Below are 21,507 nucleotides of genomic sequence, written 5' to 3'. Positions count from 1 at the left end.
CGCTCGTGGACGCGGCCTTCATCATGGCGCCATCAGCCATCCAACCGAACGGGGATGAGAATGGTCCGCTGCCGTCACGCGCTCTTACTATCCGTCACCTGTCTGTCCCTGATTGCGGCGCAGCCCGTCGCAGCAGAGACGGTCACGATCGGCATAGGCACCCAGGACACCACGACCAACACGGTGACTGCCGGCACCATCGTGCGGCAGCTTCACCTGCTGGAGAAGTATCTGCCCAAGGACGGCAAATACGCCAACATCAAGTTCGAGATCGAGTGGCAGAACTTCACGTCCGGCCCGCCCGTCACCAACGGGATGATGGCGAACAAGCTGCAGTTCGGCATGATGGGCGACTACCCGCTGATCGTGAACGGCTTCACCTTCGAGAACAATCCCGAGAGCAAGAGCCGGCTGATCGCGGTCGCCGCCTACAGCCTCGCCGGCTCCGGCAACGGCATCGTCGTTCACAAGGACTCGCCCTACTATGAACTCTCCGACCTCAAGGGCAAGCTGGTCAGCGTGCCGTTCGGCTCGGCCGCACATGGCATGGTGCTGAAGGCGCTTCAGGACGCCGGCTATCCGGCGGACTTCTTCCAGCTCGTGAGCCAGACGCCGGAGGTCGGCTCGACGAACCTGCAGGAAAAGAAGATCGACGCGCACGCCGATTTCGTTCCGTTCGCCGAGTTGCTGCCGTTCCGCGGCTATGCGCGCAAGATCTTCGACGGCGTCCAGACCAACCTGCCGACCTTCCACGGCGTCGTCGTCCGCACCGACTTTGCGGAGAAGTATCCCGAGGTCGTCATCGCCTATGTCAAGGCAGTCATCGCCGCCAACCAGTGGCTGCGCCAGGATCCGAAAGCGGCGGCCGAAAAGATCCAGGAATGGACCGGGATCAACAAGGAGGTCGTCTACATCTTCCTCGGTCCCGGCGGCAACATGACCACGGATCCGACGATCAAGCCGGCGCTGGTGGATGCCGCCGCGACTGACGTCAAGGTGCTGCAGAGCCTCGGCCGCATGAAGGAGTTCGATCCGAAGAAGTGGGTGGACGACAGCTACATCCGCAAGGCCTATGCCGAGCTGAAGCTGGACTATGACAAGGATCTCGCCAGCACCGCGAACTACGAAATCTCCGGCGAGGACAAGTTCTGCAACAGGCCGATCACCGAGCCGCGCAAGGCCGGCGAGGTCTGGATCGACGGCGAGGGCATCACAGCCTTCAGCAGCGCGACCTGCACGCTCGGCGCCTATGCCGACTACAAGGCCAAGGGCAAGAAGATCAACGTCGCCTACGTCTTCGACACCGCGCGCGGCATCAAGCTGTTCGCCGACCAGGCGTTCTTCGCCGCCGCCAATGGCGAGATCGCGCCGTTCCTGCTGAAGAAGGATGCCGAGGCCTATGCCGCCAAGATCGGCGGCAAGGTGATGGGACTTGATGACGCCGTGAAGCTGGCGGTGGCGGGAGGCAAGACTTGAGCAGCCCCGCCCTGATGACGTCGCCCGACCAGGCTGCGGCGGCCGCCGCGCCTGGCACCGCGCCCCCGCCGAGCCGGCCGCACGTCTCCGCCCGCGCGGCACGCTGGTTCCGGCTGAACCAGGACCGGCTGCAGTCGCTGCTGATCGGCACCGCGTCGCTGATCCTGTTCCTGATCGCCTGGCACCTGCTGACGACCTACCGCGTCGTCTTCTTCGTGAAGTTCACCAACGTGCCGGCGCCGCTGGCGGTCTATGCGAGCTTCACCAAGGCGATCCACGATCCGAAATTCCTGATGCACATCCTGCTCAGTTGCCGCCGGATCTTCATCGGGTTCTCGCTGGCCGCGCTGGTCGGCGTGCCGCTCGGCCTGATCATGGGCCGCTTCAAGCTGGTGCACGAGATCGTGTTTCCGGTCGCCGAGGTGCTGCGTCCGATTCCGGCCATCGCCTGGGTCCCGATGGCGATCATGCTGTGGCCGACCAACGAGCAGAGCATTGTCTTCATCACCTTTCTCGGCTCGTTCTTTCCGATCCTGGTCAACACCCTGCACGGCATGACGCTGGTCGATCCCGTGCTGGTGCGCGCCGCCAAATGCCTTGGCGCCCGGGAGGCGTCGATCTTCCGCGAGGTCTATTTCCCGGCGTCGCTGCCGCACATCTTCACTGGCCTCACCGTCGGCATGGGCGTCGCATGGGTGTCGCTGATCGCGGCCGAGATGATCTCGGGACAGTTCGGCATCGGCTACTTCACCTGGGAAGCCTATTCACTGGTCCAGTATGCCGACATCGCGCTCGGGATGATCGCGATCGGCGTGCTCGGGCTCGGCTCGAGCCTCGTGATCCGCGCAGCCGGACAATTGGTGATGCCCTGGAGGTCGCGATGAGCCAAGCCGCAGCGGATACGAGACAGGGCCATATCGAGGTCCGCAACTTCGCCCTGAGCTACGAGACCATCGACGGCGCCGTCGAGGCCGTCACCGACACCCAGATCCATGTCGAGCCCGGCGAGTTCGTCTCGATCGTCGGACCGTCGGGTTGCGGCAAGTCGACACTGCTCAACGCTGTCGCGGGCTTCCTCAAACCGACCAGCGGCATCGTCACGGTCGACGGCCAGGCCGTGACCGGACCCAGCGCCGAACGCGGCATGGTGTTTCAGCAATATTCGCTGTTTCCCTGGAAGACGGTGCGCGAGAACGTCGAGTTCGGGCTGAAGATGCGCGGCATGGCGAAGTTCGAGCGCGCACGCGCGGCGCGGACTCTGCTCGGCCTCGCCGGTCTCGAGGCGTTCGAGAACCACTATCCCGAGCGTCTCTCCGGCGGCATGAAGCAGCGCGTCGGCATCGTGCGCGCGCTCGCCACCGGCCCCAAGGTGCTGCTGCTCGACGAGCCGTTCGGCGCGCTGGACGCGCAGACCCGCATCATCATGCAGCAGATCCTCACCAACATGTGGCAGCGGCTGAAGATCTCGGTGCTGTTCGTCACCCACGACATCGACGAGGCGATCTTCCTGTCCGACCGCGTCTACTGCATGACCGCGCGCCCCGGCTCGATCAAGGCCGAAATCCAGATCCCGCTCGAGCGCCCACGCCAGCAAGCGATGATGATGTCGTCGGAATTCCTGGCGCTGCGGCGCGGGCTGATGTCGTTGATCCGCGAGGAGAGCCTGAAGGCGATGGGCGGCGAGATCACCGATCTCGGCATGCAGGGACTGAGCATCGAGTTGCAGGGCCAGTCGATCTCCGAAATCCTCTGAAGGGTTTTGCGCTCGACCGACGGCGGCCGGTCCAGCTCCGAAGAAGGCGCCCGATGGTCGCACCCGAGCGGCGCAACAGGTGCTGGCGTCCCGGCCGGTCCTGGCGCAGAATGCCGGATAGCAAACAAGGACGTCGCAGGGGGAACGCCCGGCTCCGTCGACATCGGGCGTGAGGGTTGCTCGCGGGCGCACATCGAGAGGTCCAGTCGGACGCACCGGCCGTGCATCGCACGGCACGGACGGCGTCCGGGATGCGTCTCGTCGCGGCCGCGGCCGCTCTCCCAGGCGCAAACCGAGAGGAACCAATGCAGGGCACCATCTACCCAAGCCTCAAGGATCGGGCCGTTCTCGTGACCGGCGGCGGCTCCGGCATCGGGGAAGCGATCGTCCGCAATTTCGTCGGCCAAGGCGCGCGTGTCGGATTCATCGACATCGACCTGGAGGCCTCGCAGCATGTGCTGGCGAGCCTGCCTGCGGAGGCCAAGGTGCACTTCGCGCATGCCGATCTGCGCGACATCGCCGCGCTGAGGGCTGCGGTCGCCGGCGCCCGCGAGGCGCTCGGGCCGATCACCATCCTCGTGAACAATGCGGCGCGCGACGACCGCCACGCGATCGAGGACGTCACGCCGGACTATTGGGACGAGCGCATCGCCGTGAACCTCAAGCATCAGTTCTTCGCGGCCCAGGCGGTTGCGCCGGACATGATCCAGGTGGGAGGCGGCGCGATCGTCAATCTCGGCTCGGTGAGCTGGGTGCTCGGCCAGGGCAACATGCCCTGCTACACCACGGCGAAGTCGGCGATCCAGGGACTGACGCGCGCTCTCGCCCGCGATCTCGGCCCCAGCAACATCAGGGTCAATTCCATCCTTCCGGGCTGGATCATGACCGAGCGCCAGCAGCGAATGTGGCTGACGCCCGAGGGCGAGGCCGAGCTAATGCGGCGCCAATGCCTCAAGCGCAAGCTCGTTCCGGACGACATCGCCCGCGTGGTGCTGTTCTTCGCCGCCGACGACAGCGGCGCCTGCACCAACCAGAACTACATCGTCGACGGCGGCTGGGCCTGAGACTCGTCTATCATCACGACGCAACGAGACGCGGTCCGGTGCTGCCGCGTGCGGCGATCTCGAAACCGACGTCGATCTAATGCGTTCTCGGCCGCTTGCCCGCGGCGCGCCCGAGCGAGATCGTCGCCTGTGCCGGGAGCCAGGCAACCAGCGGCATCGATCCGCTTGCGCAATCGCGGCGAAACGATATCGGGCCGCCGCAGCACCCGCGACACGGTGACAGCGCTGACATCGGCGATGCGTGCACCGTCCTTCAGCGTCATGCGACGTTTCTGAGACATGATCCTGGGAACGTTCATCTACGCGGATTTGTCCGAGCCGCAAACATGACACACGGCCGGCCGCTTGGCATAAAGCCGCGCGACGGTAATTGACAGCGCTATCATTGATCAGTAACGCTTGGCGGGTCGAGACGACGAGCATTGCTCGCACAACCTCCGGAAACAAAGAGGCGTCTCGCACATGCGTCATTGATCTGGCGCCACAACAACAGGGGAGGTCACGAATGTCGTCCAAGTCGATGAGGGCGCGATGCCTTGCCACGTGTGCATCGCTGGTGCTGGTCACCGCGTTTGCCAGCAAGGCGCTGGCGGAGCCGGAGATGGTCAAGGGACCGGCGAGCGAGCCTGAATGCATGGTGCCGTGGACCAAGGACACCAAGTTCTTCAAGTTTCCGGCCAAGAAGGGCCCCTACCGCATCGCACTGGCGAACGGCTACATCGCCAACACCTGGCGCATCCAGATGATCCAGACCGCGAAGGCCTATGCGGCGCAGCCCGAGGTGAAGGCCAAGCTCAAGGAGTTCAAGGTCGTCTCGACCGGCGAGGACGTGCCGGCGCAGATCTCGGCGATCAACAACTTCATCGACTCCGGCTATGACGCCATCGTCGTCAACGCGCAGAACCCGACCGCCTTCGGGCCGGTGATCAAGCGCGCCAAGCAGGCCGGCGTGATCCTCGTCGCCTTCGACAACATTCTCGCGACGGAAGACGCGATCAACGTCAATGTCGACCAGAAGGGCCTCGGCGAGCTCTGGGCGAAGTGGCTGGTCAAGAACGTGCCCGGCGGCGGCAAGGTGCTCGAGGTGCGCGGCGTCGCCGGAACCTCGGTCGACACCGACCGTCACAACGGCTTCCACTCCGTTCTCGACGGCTCCGGCAAGAAGTGGCAGGTCACCGAGGTCGTCGGCAAATGGGACGACGGCGTCGCCCAGAAGGCCACGGCCGATGCGATCGCGACCAACGGCCCGTTCGATGCGATCTCCGGCCAGGGTGGCGACACCGGCATCGTGCAGGCCATGCTCGACGCCAAGCACAAGATGGTGCCGTTCGGCGGCGAGACCGAGAACGGCTTCCGCAAGTTCTGCGCCGCCAAGGCCTCGGAAGGCCTGAAATGCTCGTCCGCTGGCACCGGACCTGCGCAGGTCGCGGTCGCGATCAAGGTCGCGCTCGCCGCCCTCGAAGGCAAGGTCGTGCCGCAATCGGTCAAGCTGCCGCTCGCGGTCGTGGAAGATCCGAACTTCAAGAAGGATCAGGACTACTTCCCGGCCCAGTCCGACAACTTCTTCGTCGGCAACTCCTTCCCGACCTGCGGCATCAACTTCACGGCGCAGGAGATCATGGGCCAGTCGAAGGAAAACCAATAGGCCGATGGATCGCTGGTCCGCGGGTTCTCTCGCGGCCAGCCCGTCCCTATTGCCCAAACGACTGGGGAAGCAAGCATGATCGCGGCTGAGCCGCTGTTTCGCGCCGTAGGACTGTCCAAACGCTACGGCGGCGTGATCGCTCTCGACGGTGCGGACCTGGAGGTCCACCCCGGCCGCATCCACGCCATTCTCGGCGAGAACGGCGCCGGCAAGTCGACGCTGATCAAGCTGATGGTCGGCGCGGTCGCACCGGACGAAGGCCGGATGACGCTCGAAGGGCGCGAGGTCGCCTTCAGCGGTCCCTCCGCCGCGAATGACGCCGGCGTCGTCTGCATCTTCCAGGAGCTGTCGCTGATTCCCGACCTGTCGGTCGCGGACAACATCATGATCTCGCATCCGCCGACGCGGTTCGGCATGATCGACCGGCGCGCCCAGCGCCGGCTTGCCGAGGAGGCGCTACACCGCGCCGGCGCCGGCGACATTCATCCGCGCGCGCTGGTGAAGGACCTGCCGCTGTCGCGCCGGCAGATGGTCGAGATCGCGAAAGCGCTGTCGCGGCGGCCGAAGATCCTGATCCTCGACGAGGCGACCTCGGCGCTGACCGCCTCCGACGTGACCAAGGTATTTACGGTACTGAAGCGCCTGCGCAGCGAGGGGCTGGCGCTGCTCTACATCTCCCACCGCATGCACGAGATCGCCGAGCTCGCCGATGAATGCAGCGTATTCCGCAACGGGCGCCGCATCTCGACCTTCCCGGCCGGCACCAGGACGGATGCCGAAGTGATCGAGCTGATGATCGGCCGCGAGTACAAGCACGCTTTCCCGGACAAGCCGCCGCGCAAGACCGATGGGCGGCCGCCCGCGCTGCAATGCAGGAGCATCAGTTGGGGCGACCGGCTGAAGGACATCTCGTTCTCGCTGCAGGCCGGAGAGATCATCGGACTCGGCGGGCTCGACGGCCAGGGCCAGCGCGAGCTGCTGCTGGCGCTGTTCGGCGTGCTGCGCGACTGCCGCGGCGACATTCTGATCGACGGCAACAAGGTGACGATCGACAGCCCCGTCACTGCCAAGTCGGAGCGCATCGGCCTCGCGCTGATTCCGGAGGACCGCAAGACCGAAGGACTGATGCTGCCGATGTCGGTGCGCGACAATCTCTCGGCCGCCGCCTTCGACCGGTTCGCGACATTCGGCATCATCGACCGGCAGCGGCAATCGGCCCTGATCGAGGAGATGATCCGCCTGATCGAGATCAAGACTGCCTCCCCCGATCTCGCCGTCAGCGCGCTCTCCGGCGGCAATCAGCAGAAGGTCGTGATCGCGAAATGGCTGATGAACAAGCCGCGCATCATCCTGCTCAACGATCCGACGCGCGGCATCGACGTCGGCACCAAGCAGGAGATCTACCGGCTGCTGCGCCGGCTTGCCGACGAGGGCGCCGCGATCCTGCTCTATTCGACCGACTATGACGAGCTGATCGGCTGCTGCGACCGCGTGCTGGTGATGTATGATGGCGCGATCAGGCGCGAGCTTGCGGGCGCCGAGATCACCGAGCGCGCGCTGGTCAGCAGTGCGCTCAATGTCGACGAGGGCGAGCGAGCGGAAGCGAGTCTGGCATGACCGAGTGGCGGTACTGGCTCGCCGAACAGCGCGGCACCCTGCTCGCGATCGGCATCTTCGTCGCGATGTTCGTGCTCTATGCGACCAATCATCCGGCCGGCTTCAGCGCCAACATGGTGCAGACCGCGGCCAACAAGGCGACGCTGCTGGCCTTCGTCGCCATGGCGCAGGCGATCGTGGTGATCACCGCCGGCATCGATCTGTCCGTCGGCATGATCCTGACATTGACCAACTGCCTCGCGTCCTGGATCGTGGTCGGCACCGCCACCGAGACCGCGCTCGGCGTCGCCGGCGTGCTCGGCACCGGCATCGTCTGCGGCATGATCAACGGCGCGATCGTGATCTTCGGGCGCCTGCAGCCGATCGTGACCACGATCGCCACCGGGGCGATGTACTACGGCATCGCGCTGTTCCTGCGGCCCAATCCCGGCGGATCCGTCAACGAGACGCTGGCGGATGCCTTGACGGGAAGATTATTCGGCGTGCTGCCCACGAGCCTCGTGGCACTGGCTGCGGCGGCGCTGCTGATCTGGGTGCCCTATAGCCGCTCGGTCGTCGGCCGCGCCGCGTTCGCGACCGGCTCCTCCGAGGTCGCAGCCTACATGTCCGGCGCGCCGATCCGCGCGGCCAAGTTCGTCGCATACACCTTGGCTGGCCTGCTGTCGTCGATCGGCGGCCTGTTCCTGACGTTCTTCTCCTACACGGGCGAGGCCGCCTATGCGAGCGGCAATGCCTACACCCTGTTCTCGATCGCGGCCGTGGTGCTCGGCGGCGTATCTCTGATGGGCGGACGCGGCAGCGCGATCGGGGCGATCTTCGGCGCACTCGCGTTCCGGACCATCGGCGATCTGCTGTTCGTGTTCGATTTCGATCCGCTGTGGCAGCCGCTGTTCCAGGGGCTGGTGCTGATGCTCGCGGTCTCGATCGGCGCGTTCGGCCTGGTGCGGGTGCGCAATCGGCTGGAGTGGTTCGGATGAGCGACGCAACGGCACCACAACCGGCCCATCGCGGGATCGCCATGCTGCGTCGGATCGATCCGGCGGTGGCGGCCTCGTTCGGCTGCATCGTGCTGCTGCTGCTGGTCGGCAGCCTGTATTCGCGCAGCTTCCTGTCGCCGGATTATCTGCTGCAGCAGTTGAAGGTCGCGAGCTTCCTGGGCGTGATCGCCACCGGGATGATGCTGGTGATCCTGCTTGGGCAGATCGACCTGTCGGTGCCTTGGGTGGTGACGACGGGCGCGATGATGGCCTGCGCGGCGGCCGCGCATGGCACGACCGGCGCCATCATCGCGATTCCCTGCGGCATTCTCTGCGGCGCCGCCATCGGTGTCCTGAACGGCATCGGCGTCGCCTATCTGCGCATTCCCTCGATGATCATCACGCTGGCGACCAATGCGGTCGCGCAAGGCCTGATGGTGGCCTACACCGGCGGCTTCGCGCCGCAGGATTCCGCCTCCAAGGCGATGCGCTATCTCGCCACCGGCACGATCGTGCCCGGCCTGCCCAATGCGGTGCTTGTCTGGGCGATCATCGGCGGCGCAGCGATCTGGCTGTTGTCACGGACCACGTTCGGCCGCGCCATCTATGCCATCGGCAATCGCGAGCGCGCGGCCTATCTCTCAGGGATCAATACACGCCGCATCACCATGCTGGCGTTCGCGCTGTCCGGCGCGCTGTCCGCCTTCGGCGGCGTGCTGCTCGCGGGCTATGCCTCGAAGGCGGCGCAGTCGATGGGCGACGCCTATCTGCTGCCCTCGATCGCCGCCGTCGTGCTCGGCGGCACGCACATTCTCGGCGGCCGCGGCAGCTATCTCGGCACCGTCGCCGGCGTCGTGCTGATCACCCTGCTGCAGTCCATCCTGTCGGTGATGCAGATCAGCGAGGCCGGCCGCCAGCTGATCTACGGCGCGGTGATCATCCTGATGCTCCTGATCTACGGCCGCCAGAAGCTGTGATCGAACAGCGACTGGTCCCGCAAGCCGGCTGGTGATCTGCGACGGATGCCGCTGCACCTCACACTTCGAGCCACTCCTGCCGGACCGCGGTGTTGGCCTTGAGCTGATCCGGCGTTCCTTCGAACACGACGCGGCCGTGGCCCATGACATAGACGCGCTTCGAGATCCGCATCGCGATCGAGAGCTTCTGCTCGACAAGCAGGATCGCGACGCCAGCCGCCGCAATCCGGGCGATCAGGTCGCCGACCTGCTGTACGATCAGCGGCGCCAGACCTTCGGTGGGTTCGTCGATCATGATCAGGTCGGGGTCACCCATCAAGGTCCGGCAGGTGGTCAGCATCTGCTTCTCGCCGCCCGACAGCACGCCCGCCGGCGTATCGGCGCGCGCGGCGAGATTGGGAAACATGTCGAGCATGTCCTGGAGGCGCCACTTCCCCGGCCGCCGGGTGTCCTTGATGCCGAGCACGAGATTTTGCCGCACGGTGAGGCTCGGAAAGATGTCGCGATGCTCGGGCACATAGCCAAGCCCAAGGCGCGCGATCTTGTAGCTCGGCAAGCCGGCAATGTCCCGGCCCTTGAAGCGGATCGTCCCCTGCGGACTGACCTCGCCCATGATCGCCTTCACGGTGGTCGAGCGGCCGACGCCGTTGCGGCCGAGCAGGCTCACCACTTCGCCAGCAGCGACGTCGAGGTCGACGCCCTGGAGGATGTGACTCTTGCCGTAATAGGCGTGGAGGTTCCTGACTTCGAGCATCAGTGGGCCTCCTCGCCGAGATAGGCTTCCCTCACCTTCGGGTCCCGACGGATCTCCTCCGGCGTGCCCGACGCGATGATGTGGCCGTAGACCAGCACCGAGATGCGATCGGCGAGACCGAATACCACGCTCATGTCGTGCTCGACGATCACCAGCGTCCGCCCCTCGGTGAGCCTCCGGATCAACGAGACGGCGCGCTCGGTTTCCGCATGGCTCATTCCGGCCGTCGGCTCGTCGAGCATGACGACCGTCGCACCGCTCGCAATGGTGACCCCGATCTCCAGCTCGCGCTGCTCGGCATAAGTCAACAACCCCGCGGGGATGTCACGCCGATGCGTGAGATGAATGTCGTCGAGGATCTGGGCGGTCCGCTCGCGCACCTCCGGCAGACTGTCGACGTTCTTCCAGAACGCGTAGCGATGTCCGGTCGCCCACAGCACGGCGCAGCGGACGTTCTCCCACACGGTCATGCGGGCGAACACGTTGGTCACCTGGAACGAGCGCGACAGGCCGCGCCGGTTGATCTCGAACGGCCGCAGGCCCGAGATGACCGCGCCGTTCAATCGCACCTCGCCCGAGGTCGGCCTGATATGCCCGCTGATGAGGTTGAACGTCGTGGACTTGCCAGCGCCGTTCGGGCCGATGATCGCGTGACGCTCGCCCTGGGCGACGCTCAGGTTGAGGTCGCGGATGACGCCGACATTGCCGAAGCGCTTTTCGACGGCACGGACTTCGATGGCCGCGGTCATGCCAGATACCCCCGATCACGCGCCACGGTGGCGGCCCCGTCCCAGGCTCCGGCAATCCGCTGCCACGTCGACCGCGCGACGAAGAAGCCGGCGACCACCAGAATCGCGGCGACGCCCCATGTCACGGGGGATTGCGGATTGAAGGCCACGCCGAACAGGTTGATGGCGTCGCCACCCGAATAACGCGCGACCGTCTCGATGGTCAGGATGACGCCGCAAGCGAACGCCGCGGTCGGCACGATGGCAACGAGATAGGACGGGATCACCATTCCGAGCGTTCCGGCACGGACCAGCGGCCGGTGCATCATCAGCAGACCGGCGATGCCACCGGGTGAGAACATGACGATGCCGATGAAGATGATGCCGAAATAGAGCTGCCAGACGCTGGTGAGGCTCGTCAGCCCAAGCTGGAGATAGGTCACCAGGATCGCGCCGAGGATCGGACCGAAGAAGTAGGCCGTCCCACCGATGAAGGTCGCGAACAGCACGAGGCCCGACTGGATTGCACCGAGATAGGCGGAGTTCGCGATCTCGAAGCTGATCGCCGCGAGGCCGCCCGCGACGCCGGCGAAGAATCCGGCGAAACAATAGGCGAGATAGCGGACGACGTGCGGATCATAGCCGATGAACTGGACCCGTTCGGGATTGTCGCGCACCGCATTGCTGATCCGCCCCAGGGGCGTCCGGGTCAGCGCATACATCGCGATTGCCGATAGCACCAGCCAGAACGCGATCAGGTAATAGACCTGCAGCTGCGGCCCGAAGGTCCAGCCGAACATGCGCGGCAGAGCGGTGCGGTCCGTGGTGATGCCGGCTTCGCCGCCGAACACCGAGCGCAGGATCAGCGACGACGACGCCACGAGCTCGCCGATGCCGAGCGAGATCATCGCAAACACCGTGCCGGCGCGCTTGGTCATGACCCAGCCGAGGATGATCGCGAAGGCGAGGCCGCCCAGCCCGCCGAACAGCGGAATGAAGGGCAGCGGAATCGGCCAGCCATGCGCCACCACCGCATTCATCATGTGACAGGCCGCGAAGCCGCCCAGGCCGTAGTGAACCGCGTGACCGAACGACAGCAATCCGGTCTGACCGAGGAGGATGTTGTAGGAGAGCGCGAAGACGATCGCGATCCCGATGAGGCTGAACGAGGTCAGCGATCCTCCCGAATTGAAGAGCAGCGGCAGCACGATCAGCACGGCCACGCCGATCACCCAGACGGCATAGAAGCGGAGACGGGATCCGGCGGGCTCTGCCGCGAGATGAGACGCGGAGGTCACTGCTGCGGTCATGATTCGCGAGTCCCCATCAGGCCCACGGGGCGCACGATCAGGACGAGCACCAGCAGCAGGTAGGGAACGATCGGCGCGACCTGCGCGATCGTCACGTTCCAGATGTCGGTGAGCACCGATGGCCCGGCGGATGGATCGAGCGGGCCGAAGGCGCTCGCCAGCGAGCCGTTCAGCGCCACGGCGAAGGTCTGCACCAGGCCGATCACCAGCGAAGCGATGAAGGCGCCCGGCAGCGAGCCCAGGCCGCCGAACACGATCACCACGAACAGGATCGGCCCGAGCGCCGCGGCCATGTCGGATTGCGTCACCAGGGCGGGACCGGCGATGACGCCGGCGAGACCGGCCAGCGCGCTGCCGACCCCGAACACCACCATGAACACGCGTCCGACATTGTGGCCGAGATGGCCGACCATATGGGGATGGGTCAATGCCGCCTGAACGATCAGGCCGACCCGGGTGCGCTTGAGCACGATCAGCAGCGCCACGAAGATCGTCACCGACACCGCCAGCATGAACAGCTTGTAGGCCGGATAGTTGGTCGAGAAGATCGTGAACGCGGGAAAGTCCAGCAGCGCCGGGACGCGGTAGTCGAGCGGCGTCTTGCCCCAGATCATCGAGACGATTTCCTCGATCGCGAATGCGAGGCCGAAGGTCAGCAGCAGCTCGGCGACGTGACCATGCTTGTGCGTGTTGCGCAGACCGTAACGCTCGACCGCCATGCCGATGGCCCCGACGAGGAGCGGCGCGAGCAGGAGGGCCGGCCAGAAGCCGACCCATTTCGTGAGCTGGAAGCCGAAGAAGGCGCCGAGCATGTAGAAGCTGGCGTGAGCAAAATTGAGCACCCCCATCATGCTGAAGATGACGGTCAGCCCGCTCGACAGCAGGAACAGCAGCATGCCGAACAGCACGCCGTTGAGGGTGGAGATGACGATGAGTTCAAGCACGGTGCACCCGCGAATGTCCGGGGCCTCGATGCCCCGCCGCTCATTCCCTAACAGATCGACGCAGGGCCGACGCCGCTTCCCGCACGGTGAGGCCGTGCGGGAAGCCAGCGCCGATCGATTACGGCCGCGCCATCTTGCACGTCGTCGACACCATGGCCTGGGGCGTATCGACCCTGGAGACCAGGTGCCATCCCCAGCCGGTGTTCTCCTCGTCGAACGGCTCGTTCGCCGCGAGCTTGCCGAAGGACGAGACGTAGATCGGCTGGAAGAACTGGTGATCATCCTTGCGCATGAAGCCGGTGCCGCCATCCAGCACCTCGAGCTTGAGGTCCTCGAGCGCGGCCGCGACCTTCACCGGGTCGATGGAGTTGGCCTTCTCGGCCGCCGCCTTGAACATGCGCATCTCGTTGACCGCCCGCGGATACCACAGCGACATGTTGACCTTGGCGCGGAACGCCTTCTCGTAATCCATCGCAGCCTGATGGCCCGAATTGGCGAAGCCTTCGGTCAGCTGAAAGACCTGATGATCCAGGCCCGTCTGCTTGATGGCGGTCGGGCCGCCGGCGCCGCCCGCGTAATAAGTGTACCAGTTGACCTTCAGGCCGGCATCCGCGGCGGCCTTGAGCAGCAGCGCGATGTCCTGGCCCCAGTTGCCGGTGATGACGCTGTCGGCGCCGGACGCCTTGATCTTGGCAATGTAGGGCGAGAAGTCCGTGATCTTCAGCAGCGGATGCAGCTCGTCGCCGACGATCTGGACATCGGGTCGCTTCGCCGCCAGCATCTTGCGCGCGTCGCTGCGGACCGACTGGCCGAACGAATAGTCCTGATTGATCAGATACACCTTCTTGATGGACGGGATGTCCTTCATGTAGTTGGTGAGCGCCTCCATCTTGATGTCCGAGCTGGCGTCCCAGCGGAAATGCCAGTAGCTGCATTTCTCATTTGTCATGCTCGGATCGACGGCGGCATAGTTGAAGTACAGCACTTCCTTGCCGGGGTTGCGCGTGTTGTGCTTGTTGACGAAATCCTCCAGCGCGAGCCCGACGGACGATCCGTTGCCTTGCGTGATGTAGCGGACGCCGGCGTCGATCGCCTTCTGGGCCTGGACCAGGCTCTCTTGCGGATTGGTCTTATTGTCGAACGGCACGATCTCGACCTTATGGCCGAGAATGCCGCCCTTGGCGTTGAGCTCGTCGGCCAGGTACTGGAACGTCTTCAGGCCGCCCTCGCCAACGCTGGCGCCGCCGCCGGACAGCGGATCGATATAGCCGATCTTGACGGTGTCTTCGGCCTGCGCGGCATGACCGAGCATCGGGACGATCAGGGCAATGGCTAAAGTTAACTTGCGCATAGTTTTGTTTCCTCGCTGGCTGTCGACTTCAGTCGATCGATCGATGCGCATGATCGCGCAATTTGAAGAAGCACTGAGCAGAATAACGGCCGGATGACAAGCTCGGCATGAGATGAAGCCGTGTTTGCCGCTCCGGCAATGGGCCGGCGAGCAGCTCACCGCCGATCGGACGTTTCATCGAGCGGAATGTGGCGTCCACATCGTGGACATATTCTCCCATCTCTCGGAGATGACGGCACTTGCCGGTCATGTCGCTTGTTCCACAATGTGGGACAGCGCGGCGTAGGTTCCCCGCTGATAGACGGGAAGAGCACGGCGGCCGGCAGCGCCCCGCCCAGTGGCAATCGTGGCCCCCGTCCCCGCCGAGACCGGCACGTGATGCTGAATCAGATAGATCATGATCAGGTCATTGACCGGATCGGCCTGCCACCAGGTGCCGAAGATGCCGGGCCAGGTCATCGAGCCCGGTGCGCCACAGGCATAGGGATTGCCGACGGCCTCCTCGGCGATCGCCAGTCCGAGCCCAAATCCGGAGGTCTGCCACAGCGGCATGCCGGCGAAGGGTATCTGGCGCTGCCCATCGGTCAGCCGATTGGTTCGCATCAGATCCACAGTTGCAGGCCGCAGCAACCTGACGCCGCCCAGCTCGCCTCCTCCGAGCAGCATGCGCGCGAACCGATGGTAGTCCGGCGCGGACGAGATCAGCCCGCCGCCACCCGGCGTATAGGCCGGCGGCTCGTCATACATGACCGGCTCGACCTTCGCGAGCCGCCCCGTCGTCTCGTCATATCCGTACAGGCTCGCCAGGCGATTTCGCTTGGCGAGCGGCAACCAGAAATCGCTGTCGTCCATGCCGAGCGGCGCGAAGATGCGCTCCTGCAGTACCTGCCGGAACGGCTTGCCTTCGACCCGGCCGATCAGGAAGCCGAGCACGTCGGTCGAGTGGCCGTAGTGGAATCGGTCACCGGGCTGATAGGCCAGCGGTAGCGCGCCGAGCGCCGCGAGCCATTCGTCCGGCGTCGAACGGTTCATCGCGGGATCGCCGAGCGCGCGCTCATAGGCGACCTTGAGCGGGCCTTCCGAGAAGAACGCGTAGGCGATGCCCGAGCGGTGCGTGAGCAGATCCTCGATGGTGATCGCGCGCTGGGCGGGCACGGTCTCGTCGAGCGGGCCGACGGCGTCGCGCATGACCCGTAAATCGGCCAGCTCTGGAATCCACTGGGAGACGGGGTCCGCCAAGGCGATCCTGCCTTCCTCGACCAGCATCATCGCCGCCACCGAGGTGATCGGCTTGGTCATCGACGCGATCCGGAACAACGTATCCGGGCGCATCGGGCTGTTCGTTTCGACGTCCCGCCAGCCGATCGTCTCGGCATGAACGATCTCGCCGCCGCGCGAGGTGAGAGACACGATGCCTGCGAGCTCGCCGCGATCGACGAATTCGGCGAGCGCCGGGCCGATCGCTGCAAGCGCCGCAGGATCGAAGCCCCGGCGGCGGCGGACGGCTTCACTGATCATGAGCGGCGCTCCGACGGACAGGGTTCAGCTTTCGGCGCCGGCCGGCGCGGATGACGGAGAGACAGCTGGGCATCCTGGCGCGCAAGCGACGCCCGGACAGGCCATGGCCGACGAGAGGATCAGTCCGCCTTGAAGTCGTCGGTCAGGATCGGACCCGAGATGATCCAGCGCTGACCGTCGAATTTCATCATCTGGAATTGCTTGCTGATGCGGTAATCGTCGGGCGTTGTCGTCACCGACATTCCAGGCAGCCCGAGATCGGGAACGAAGCCCTTAATGTTGGTCGCCTGCTTCATGATGTTGGCGCGCGTCAGCTCGTCACCGCATTGCCTGAGGATGTGGACGAGGAGAGCGGCCGTCGAGTAGCCATAGGTGGCGAAGCCGCTGTTGGCGTCCTCGCCGGGCGCGTATTTCGCCATGAACGCCTTGTAGCGCTTCATGCCCTCGTCATCGGCCCATTGCGGATCGAGCGGATCCTTGCCGTAGGCGACCGAGATGATGTCCTTGGCATTCTCGAGCCCCGCGGGCACGAGCACCTGACCGACCGCCGTCGCGTTGACCTCCAGGATGTGGACGGGCTTCCAGCCAAGCTCGGCGGCCTTCCTGATCGATTGCGCCGCGAATTTCGGCGTCGACATGTTGTAGAACAGATCGGCACCCGACGCCTTGAGCGTCACCAGCTGCGAATCGATCGTCGGATCGGACAGCTCGTAGGACAGCTCCTTCACGATCATGCCGGCCTTGGCGCCCAGCCCGTCCTTCAGCCCCTTGACGTAATCTTTGCCGAGATCGTCGTTCTGATACAGGATGCCGATCTTCGCGTTCGGATGGTTCTCCAGAATATATCTTGCGTAGATGTGCGCTTCCGACTGGTAGTTCGGATTGGCGGAGATCGTCCACGGATAGTTCTTCGGATCGGTGAAACGGGACGCTCCACTTCCCGCCAGAAGCTGCGGGACGCCCTTGCCGTTCAGATATTTCTGGACCGCGGCGTTCGGCGGCGTGCCGATGATCTGGAACGTGGTCAGCACCTCGTCGCTTTCGACCAGCTTGCGCACCTGCTCCACCGTCTTCGGCGGACTGTAGGCGTCGTCATACTGGATGAGGTTGATCTTGCGCCCGTTGACGCCGCCCTGCTCGTTGATCATGCGGATATAGGCCGCTTCCGCCTTGCCGATGGACCCGAAAGCAGAAGCCGGCCCGCTGAGCGGGTTGGTCTGGCCGATCTTGATCTCGGTGTCGGTGGCGCCGACGTCGTATGTCTTCTGCGCGAACGCCGGGGCTGAAAGGGCCACGCCGAGCATCAGCACGGCAGCCGCCGTCGACTCGATCCGTATCATGTGTCCTCCCGTGAGCGGCTGATCCATGGCCAGCCGATTGTCCTTGATGATGTCAGCGCGCGACCAGACTGGCAGCGCGCTGCCCGCCGCCCGACCGTCGACCGCTATCCATCAGGTCTCCGAGACCTACCGTCCGGCCGGCCGCCGGTCAAGTTCATTCATTTAGCACTAAATGAAAATGTTGGAAGCCCGAAGTCCCGCTTGACCGGGCGCGCCCACCCCCTCATCGTCAAAATGACAACGGCGCCGTTCCTGTGCGCGCCGATCAGGGACCACGGAGAGCATGCCAGCAGAGCCGAAGCCCGAGGGGCGCCGCACGCGCGCGGAACAGCGCGCGACGACGGTGAAGCTCATCCTCGACACCAGCGAGGAGCTGTTCGCGCAGCTCGGCTATTTCGGCGTGACGATCAAGGATGTGGCCGACAGGATGGGCATCCATCCTGCGCTGATCCATTACTACTTCGAGGGCAAGAAAGCGCTGTTCGACGCCGTGTTCGAACGCCGCATGGAATACGCTGTCACGGTGCGCACGGCCGGGCTGGATGCCTACGAGGCCAAGGTCGGAGATCGCCCGACCGTGGAAGGCGCGCTGCGTGCCTATTATGACGGCGCGTTCGACGTCTATGTCAACGAAGAGGACAACTGGCGGCACTTCGGCCGCATCTTCGCGCAGGTCGCGAACGCGCCGGGCTATGGCGTGGAGATGATGGACACCTATCTCGATCCGCTGGTGTTGCGTCTCATCGGTCTGCTGCAGAAGGCGCTGCCCGACGCCAGGCCCGAGGATCTGTTCTGGAGCTTCCAGTTCACCTCCGGCGCGTACTCGCTGATCCTGTCACGGACCGGCCGCATCGACCGCCTGTCCGGCGGTCTATGCAAGTCCGACGATTTCGTGGCCGTCCGCGAGCGGTTCGTGACCTTCATGGCCGGCGGCTTCAACGCGCTCTACAAGCGGCGGAAGCAGAAGTCGAAATGAGCGCCCCCGCGGGGTCTCCCGTCAGTCGATGCACGCAAACAACCAGCCGGAACCAATGATGACAGCTCCCTATATTCCGCAAATGGCCCTCTATCGCCAGTGGCTGAAGGATCATCGCGGCCTCCACTTCGAAAGCTTCGAGAAGATGCGGCAATGGTCCATCCGCGACCTCGACGGATTCTGGCGCAGCATCTGGGACTATTATGACCTGCAGTCGCCGACAGCGTTTTCGACCGTCCTGGGCGAGCGCACGATGCCGGGAGCGGTCTGGTTTCCCGGCGCTTCGGTCAACTACGCACGGCAGGTGTTTCGGCACGTCGAAGCCGCCGATGCGGCGGGCCTGCCTGCGATCATCAGCAGTCACGAGGATGGCCGGCTCACGGAGACGACCTGGCCGGAGCTTCGGAAGAAAGCTGCCGCCCTGGCGCTGCATCTGCGCGAGCAAGGCGTGGCGCCCGGCGACAGGGTCGCCGCCTATCTGCCCAATATCCCCGAAGCCATGATCGCGTTTCTCGCTGCCGCGAGCATCGGCGCAATCTGGAGCGTTTGCGCGCCCGACATGGCCGCGCCCGCCGTGATCGACCGGTTCAAGCAGATCGAGCCCAAGGTGCTGATCGCCTGCGATGCGGTCACCTATGCCGGCCGCCGGCACGATCGCCGCGATGTCGTCGAGGAGCTGCGCCGGTCGTTGCCAACGGTCGGTCACGTCGTCCTGCACAGCGACGATGCCGGCGCGCCGGTCGCCGGGGGCGTCCATCTCTCGGATGTCCTGTCACGAACAGGCCCTGGCGTCGATGCCTTCGAACCGGAGTGGCTTCCGTTCGATCATCCGCTCTGGATCGTGTATTCGAGCGGCACCACCGGATTGCCGAAACCGATCGTGCATGGTCACGGCGGCATCATCATCGTCACGCTCGCGCTGCTTGGGCTGCACAACGACATCGGCTGCTCCTATCAGCCGAATTCGTTCGGCGAGCGCTATCACTGGTACAGCTCGACCGGCTGGATCATGTGGAACAACCAGGTCGGCGCGCTTCTCAACGGCACCACGTGCTGCATCTTCAACGGCAGCCCGGCCGGGCCCAAGGATCATCCGGACTGGACCACACTGTGGCGGTTCGTGGCGAACTCGAAGTCGACCTTCTTCGGCGCCGGCGCGGCGTTCTTCGCGAGCTGCGTCAAGGCTGATATCAACCTGGCCGACGCGGGCGATCTGTCCCGACTGCGTTGTCTCGGGTCCACCGGCTCGCCGCTCAGTGCCGACACGCAGGCCTGGTTCGATCAGCGGTTCGCGGAGCTGTCGCGGGTCAATGGCAGCCGGGCGCAGGCGCAAATGTGGTGGTCGAACATCTCCGGCGGCACCGACTTCGCCGGCGCCTTCATCTGCGGCAACCGCGAATTGCCGCAGATGCCCGGAACCATGCAATGCCGCGCACTCGGCGCGGCCGTCGAGGCCTTCAATGACCAGGGCGAGCCTGTTATCGGCGAAGTCGGAGAGCTCGTCTGCACCGCGCCGATGCCGTCGATGCCGCTGCGGTTCTGGAACGATTCGGGGAATGCGCGCTATCTCGCGAGCTACTTCGGCGCCTTCGAGGCGCGCGCGGGCGGGCCGGTCTGGCGACATGGCGACTGGCTCAAGGTCAATCCGGATGGCTCCTGCATCATCTATGGCCGCAGCGACGCGACCATCAATCGCCACGGGCTGCGCATGGGGACGAGCGAATTGTACTCGGCCATCGAGGCGCTGCCGGAGATCCTGGATTCGCTGGTCGTCGATCTCGAATATCTCGGCCGCGACAGCTACATGCCGCTGTTCGTGGTGCTGCGCGACGGTGTCGCGCTCGATGCGGCGATGAAGCGGAAGATCAACATGGCGGTCGAAGCCGGCCTGTCGCGGCGCTTTGTGCCCGACGAGATCTTTGCGGTGGCCGAGATCCCGCGCACCTTGTCCGGCAAGAAGCAGGAGCTGCCGATCAAGAAGCTCCTGCTCGGGCAGCCGCTCGACAAGGTCATCAACCGCGACGCCATGGCCAATCCCGGTTGTCTCGACTGGTACATCGCGTTCGCCCGGAGCCGTTTGCAGAGCGGCTCAGGCGCGACATAGCAGACGCGCCCGAGCGAACAGCTAGACCATCAGCCGATCGAAATCGATCGCAACACGGCTGTTGGTAAAAATCTCCCGCGCCTCGACGAGGATCTCCTCGTCGGGATAACGGCCGGAGATGTGGTTCAGGACAAGCAGCCCGACGTTGCTCGACGCCGCGAGCCCGGCAGCCTCCGCGGCCGTCAGGTGGCCGTAGTCACGAGCCATGGCCGAATCCCGCCGGAGAAAAGTGGCCTCGATCACGAGCATGTCCGCGTCGCGAACATGCTCGTGCAGACCCTCGGTCGTTCCAGCATCGCCGACGATGACGAGCTTTTTCGGTCCCTGCGGAGGCCCCAGAACATCCTCCGGATCGATGGTTCGTCCGTCCTCCAGCGTGACCGGCCGGCCCTCCGCCAATGCCTTCCGCACGGGCCCATCAGGGACCGCGAGCGCCGCCAGATGGTCTGGCAGCAGATGGCGGCGAACTTGACCTGCAAATTCGAAGCCGAAGCTGTCGGTGTCGCGGTGCCGGACGGGAAAGCAGTTGATCGTAAACTCGCCGGCATCGAGAACCGTCCCGCGCCCGAGCGGAACGAGCTCGAGCGGGATCGGCGCGCGGCCCTCGCCCCACAGCCCCGCGAGCATTCGGACCACCACATCGAGCGTGTCGGGGCCGCCGTGTATGCGCATAGTGTCAGCGCTCCTGCGCAGCCGCAGGGTGGAAAACAGTCCGGGAATGCCGAGGACATGGTCGAAATGGCCGTGGGTGAGCAGGATCCGATCGAGCCGGCGAAAGCCTGCCCCACTGCGGAGCAGCTGACGCTGGGTCCCCTCGCCGCAATCGACGAGAATACGATGCCGGCCTGCTCGAACGAGAAGGGCTGGATGGTTGCGGTCCGCCGACGGAACGCTCGCCGAGGTCCCCAGGAAAGTGAGCTCGAACATCACAGCCGCTTCAGGCCCATGGTCGCAGCGTCGTGAGCGGCTTTGA

20 protein-coding genes are annotated in these 21,507 nt (G+C 65.0%); 10 read left to right on the top strand and 10 right to left on the bottom strand.

What is annotated here, in order from left to right:
• Positions 1–60: 60 nt before the first annotated feature.
• The 4 genes from ACQR10_RS22460 to ACQR10_RS22445 all read left to right on the top strand — a co-directional run bounded on the left by ACQR10_RS22460 (position 61) and on the right by ACQR10_RS22445 (position 4,293).
• Positions 61–1,476 carry an ABC transporter substrate-binding protein gene (locus ACQR10_RS22460; protein WP_315802035.1) on the top strand — a complete coding sequence of 472 codons (1,416 nt, stop codon included), beginning with the start codon at positions 61–63 and terminating at the stop codon, positions 1,474–1,476.
• Complete coding sequence (locus ACQR10_RS22455) at positions 1,473–2,360, top strand: ABC transporter permease (protein ID WP_315802034.1); 888 nt, start codon at positions 1,473–1,475, stop codon at positions 2,358–2,360. Before ACQR10_RS22460 ends, ACQR10_RS22455 begins: the two co-directional genes overlap by 4 nt.
• Positions 2,357–3,229 carry an ABC transporter ATP-binding protein gene (locus tag ACQR10_RS22450; RefSeq protein WP_315802033.1) on the top strand — a complete coding sequence of 291 codons (873 nt, stop codon included), beginning with the start codon at positions 2,357–2,359 and terminating at the stop codon, positions 3,227–3,229. Before ACQR10_RS22455 ends, ACQR10_RS22450 begins: the two co-directional genes overlap by 4 nt.
• 305 nt (positions 3,230–3,534) lie before the next feature.
• A complete protein-coding gene (locus ACQR10_RS22445; RefSeq protein ID WP_434912073.1) occupies positions 3,535–4,293 on the top strand; it encodes an SDR family NAD(P)-dependent oxidoreductase in 759 nt (252 codons plus the stop codon).
• On the opposite strand, the gene ACQR10_RS22440 is transcribed toward ACQR10_RS22445, so the two are convergent.
• On the bottom strand, positions 4,266–4,556 hold the full coding sequence (locus ACQR10_RS22440) for a LacI family DNA-binding transcriptional regulator (RefSeq protein ID WP_316217785.1): 291 nt from the start codon (positions 4,554–4,556) through the stop codon (positions 4,266–4,268). The genes ACQR10_RS22445 and ACQR10_RS22440 overlap by 28 nt on opposite strands.
• Before the next feature lie 242 nt (positions 4,557–4,798).
• Between ACQR10_RS22440 and ACQR10_RS22435 the strand changes: the two genes are divergently transcribed.
• The 4 genes from ACQR10_RS22435 (at position 4,799) to ACQR10_RS22420 (ending at position 9,509) form a co-directional block, all read left to right on the top strand.
• Entirely contained in the window at positions 4,799–5,938 is a 1,140-nt protein-coding gene (locus tag ACQR10_RS22435; RefSeq protein ID WP_315802030.1) for a sugar ABC transporter substrate-binding protein, read from the top strand.
• 75 nt (positions 5,939–6,013) lie between these two features.
• A complete protein-coding gene (locus tag ACQR10_RS22430) occupies positions 6,014–7,555 on the top strand; it encodes a sugar ABC transporter ATP-binding protein (protein ID WP_316217786.1) in 1,542 nt (513 codons plus the stop codon).
• On the top strand, positions 7,552–8,532 hold the full coding sequence (locus ACQR10_RS22425; protein WP_316217787.1) for an ABC transporter permease: 981 nt from the start codon (positions 7,552–7,554) through the stop codon (positions 8,530–8,532). Before ACQR10_RS22430 ends, ACQR10_RS22425 begins: the two co-directional genes overlap by 4 nt.
• The gene (locus tag ACQR10_RS22420; protein WP_316217788.1) at positions 8,529–9,509 is read left to right on the top strand and encodes an ABC transporter permease; all 981 of its coding nucleotides are present in this window, start codon (positions 8,529–8,531) and stop codon (positions 9,507–9,509) included. The genes ACQR10_RS22425 and ACQR10_RS22420 overlap by 4 nt, the downstream gene beginning before the upstream one ends.
• A gap of 58 nt (positions 9,510–9,567) precedes the next feature.
• On the opposite strand, the gene ACQR10_RS22415 is transcribed toward ACQR10_RS22420, so the two are convergent.
• From ACQR10_RS22415 to ACQR10_RS22380, 8 genes are all read right to left on the bottom strand, one after another.
• Entirely contained in the window at positions 9,568–10,263 is a 696-nt protein-coding gene (locus ACQR10_RS22415; protein ID WP_315713534.1) for an ABC transporter ATP-binding protein, read from the bottom strand.
• Entirely contained in the window at positions 10,263–11,012 is a 750-nt protein-coding gene (locus ACQR10_RS22410; RefSeq protein WP_315802026.1) for an ABC transporter ATP-binding protein, read from the bottom strand. The genes ACQR10_RS22415 and ACQR10_RS22410 overlap by 1 nt, the downstream gene beginning before the upstream one ends.
• Complete coding sequence (locus ACQR10_RS22405; protein WP_315802025.1) at positions 11,009–12,301, bottom strand: branched-chain amino acid ABC transporter permease; 1,293 nt, start codon at positions 12,299–12,301, stop codon at positions 11,009–11,011. Before ACQR10_RS22405 ends, ACQR10_RS22410 begins: the two co-directional genes overlap by 4 nt.
• A complete protein-coding gene (locus tag ACQR10_RS22400; protein ID WP_315802024.1) occupies positions 12,298–13,245 on the bottom strand; it encodes a branched-chain amino acid ABC transporter permease in 948 nt (315 codons plus the stop codon). Before ACQR10_RS22400 ends, ACQR10_RS22405 begins: the two co-directional genes overlap by 4 nt.
• Positions 13,246–13,363: 118 nt before the next feature.
• Positions 13,364–14,596: a branched-chain amino acid ABC transporter substrate-binding protein gene (locus ACQR10_RS22395; protein ID WP_315802023.1), complete on the bottom strand. Its 1,233-nt coding sequence runs from the start codon at positions 14,594–14,596 to the stop codon at positions 13,364–13,366.
• Positions 14,597–14,624: 28 nt separating this feature from the next.
• Positions 14,625–14,846: a hypothetical protein gene (locus tag ACQR10_RS22390; protein WP_315802022.1), complete on the bottom strand. Its 222-nt coding sequence runs from the start codon at positions 14,844–14,846 to the stop codon at positions 14,625–14,627.
• Positions 14,843–16,114 (bottom strand): serine hydrolase domain-containing protein, encoded by a 1,272-nt coding sequence (locus ACQR10_RS22385; RefSeq protein ID WP_315802021.1) that lies wholly within the window; start codon positions 16,112–16,114, stop codon positions 14,843–14,845. Before ACQR10_RS22385 ends, ACQR10_RS22390 begins: the two co-directional genes overlap by 4 nt.
• 119 nt (positions 16,115–16,233) lie before the next feature.
• The gene (locus ACQR10_RS22380) at positions 16,234–17,454 is read right to left on the bottom strand and encodes an ABC transporter substrate-binding protein (RefSeq protein ID WP_316217790.1); all 1,221 of its coding nucleotides are present in this window, start codon (positions 17,452–17,454) and stop codon (positions 16,234–16,236) included.
• A gap of 283 nt (positions 17,455–17,737) precedes the next feature.
• On the opposite strand from ACQR10_RS22380, the gene ACQR10_RS22375 reads away from it, so the two are divergent.
• Together ACQR10_RS22375 and ACQR10_RS22370 are read left to right on the top strand one after the other, a co-directional pair.
• Entirely contained in the window at positions 17,738–18,430 is a 693-nt protein-coding gene (locus ACQR10_RS22375) for a TetR/AcrR family transcriptional regulator (RefSeq protein WP_315802019.1), read from the top strand.
• Positions 18,431–18,488: 58 nt separating this feature from the next.
• Positions 18,489–20,534: an acetoacetate--CoA ligase gene (locus tag ACQR10_RS22370; protein WP_434864177.1), complete on the top strand. Its 2,046-nt coding sequence runs from the start codon at positions 18,489–18,491 to the stop codon at positions 20,532–20,534.
• A gap of 21 nt (positions 20,535–20,555) precedes the next feature.
• Here ACQR10_RS22370 and ACQR10_RS22365 read toward each other — a convergent pair whose 3' ends face one another.
• Positions 20,556–21,461, bottom strand: coding sequence for a ribonuclease Z (locus ACQR10_RS22365; protein WP_434912072.1), 906 nt, complete (start codon positions 21,459–21,461; stop codon positions 20,556–20,558).
• Positions 21,462–21,507: the final 46 nt, after the last annotated feature.

Origin of the sequence: Bradyrhizobium sp. HKCCYLRH2060 (assembly GCF_051168135.1) — a bacterium.
In the GTDB taxonomy this organism is placed as follows: Bacteria; Pseudomonadota; Alphaproteobacteria; order Rhizobiales; family Xanthobacteraceae; genus Bradyrhizobium.
The sequence above is the reverse complement of the archived record's forward strand: the minus strand, read 5'-3'. Positions and strand labels throughout refer to the sequence as shown.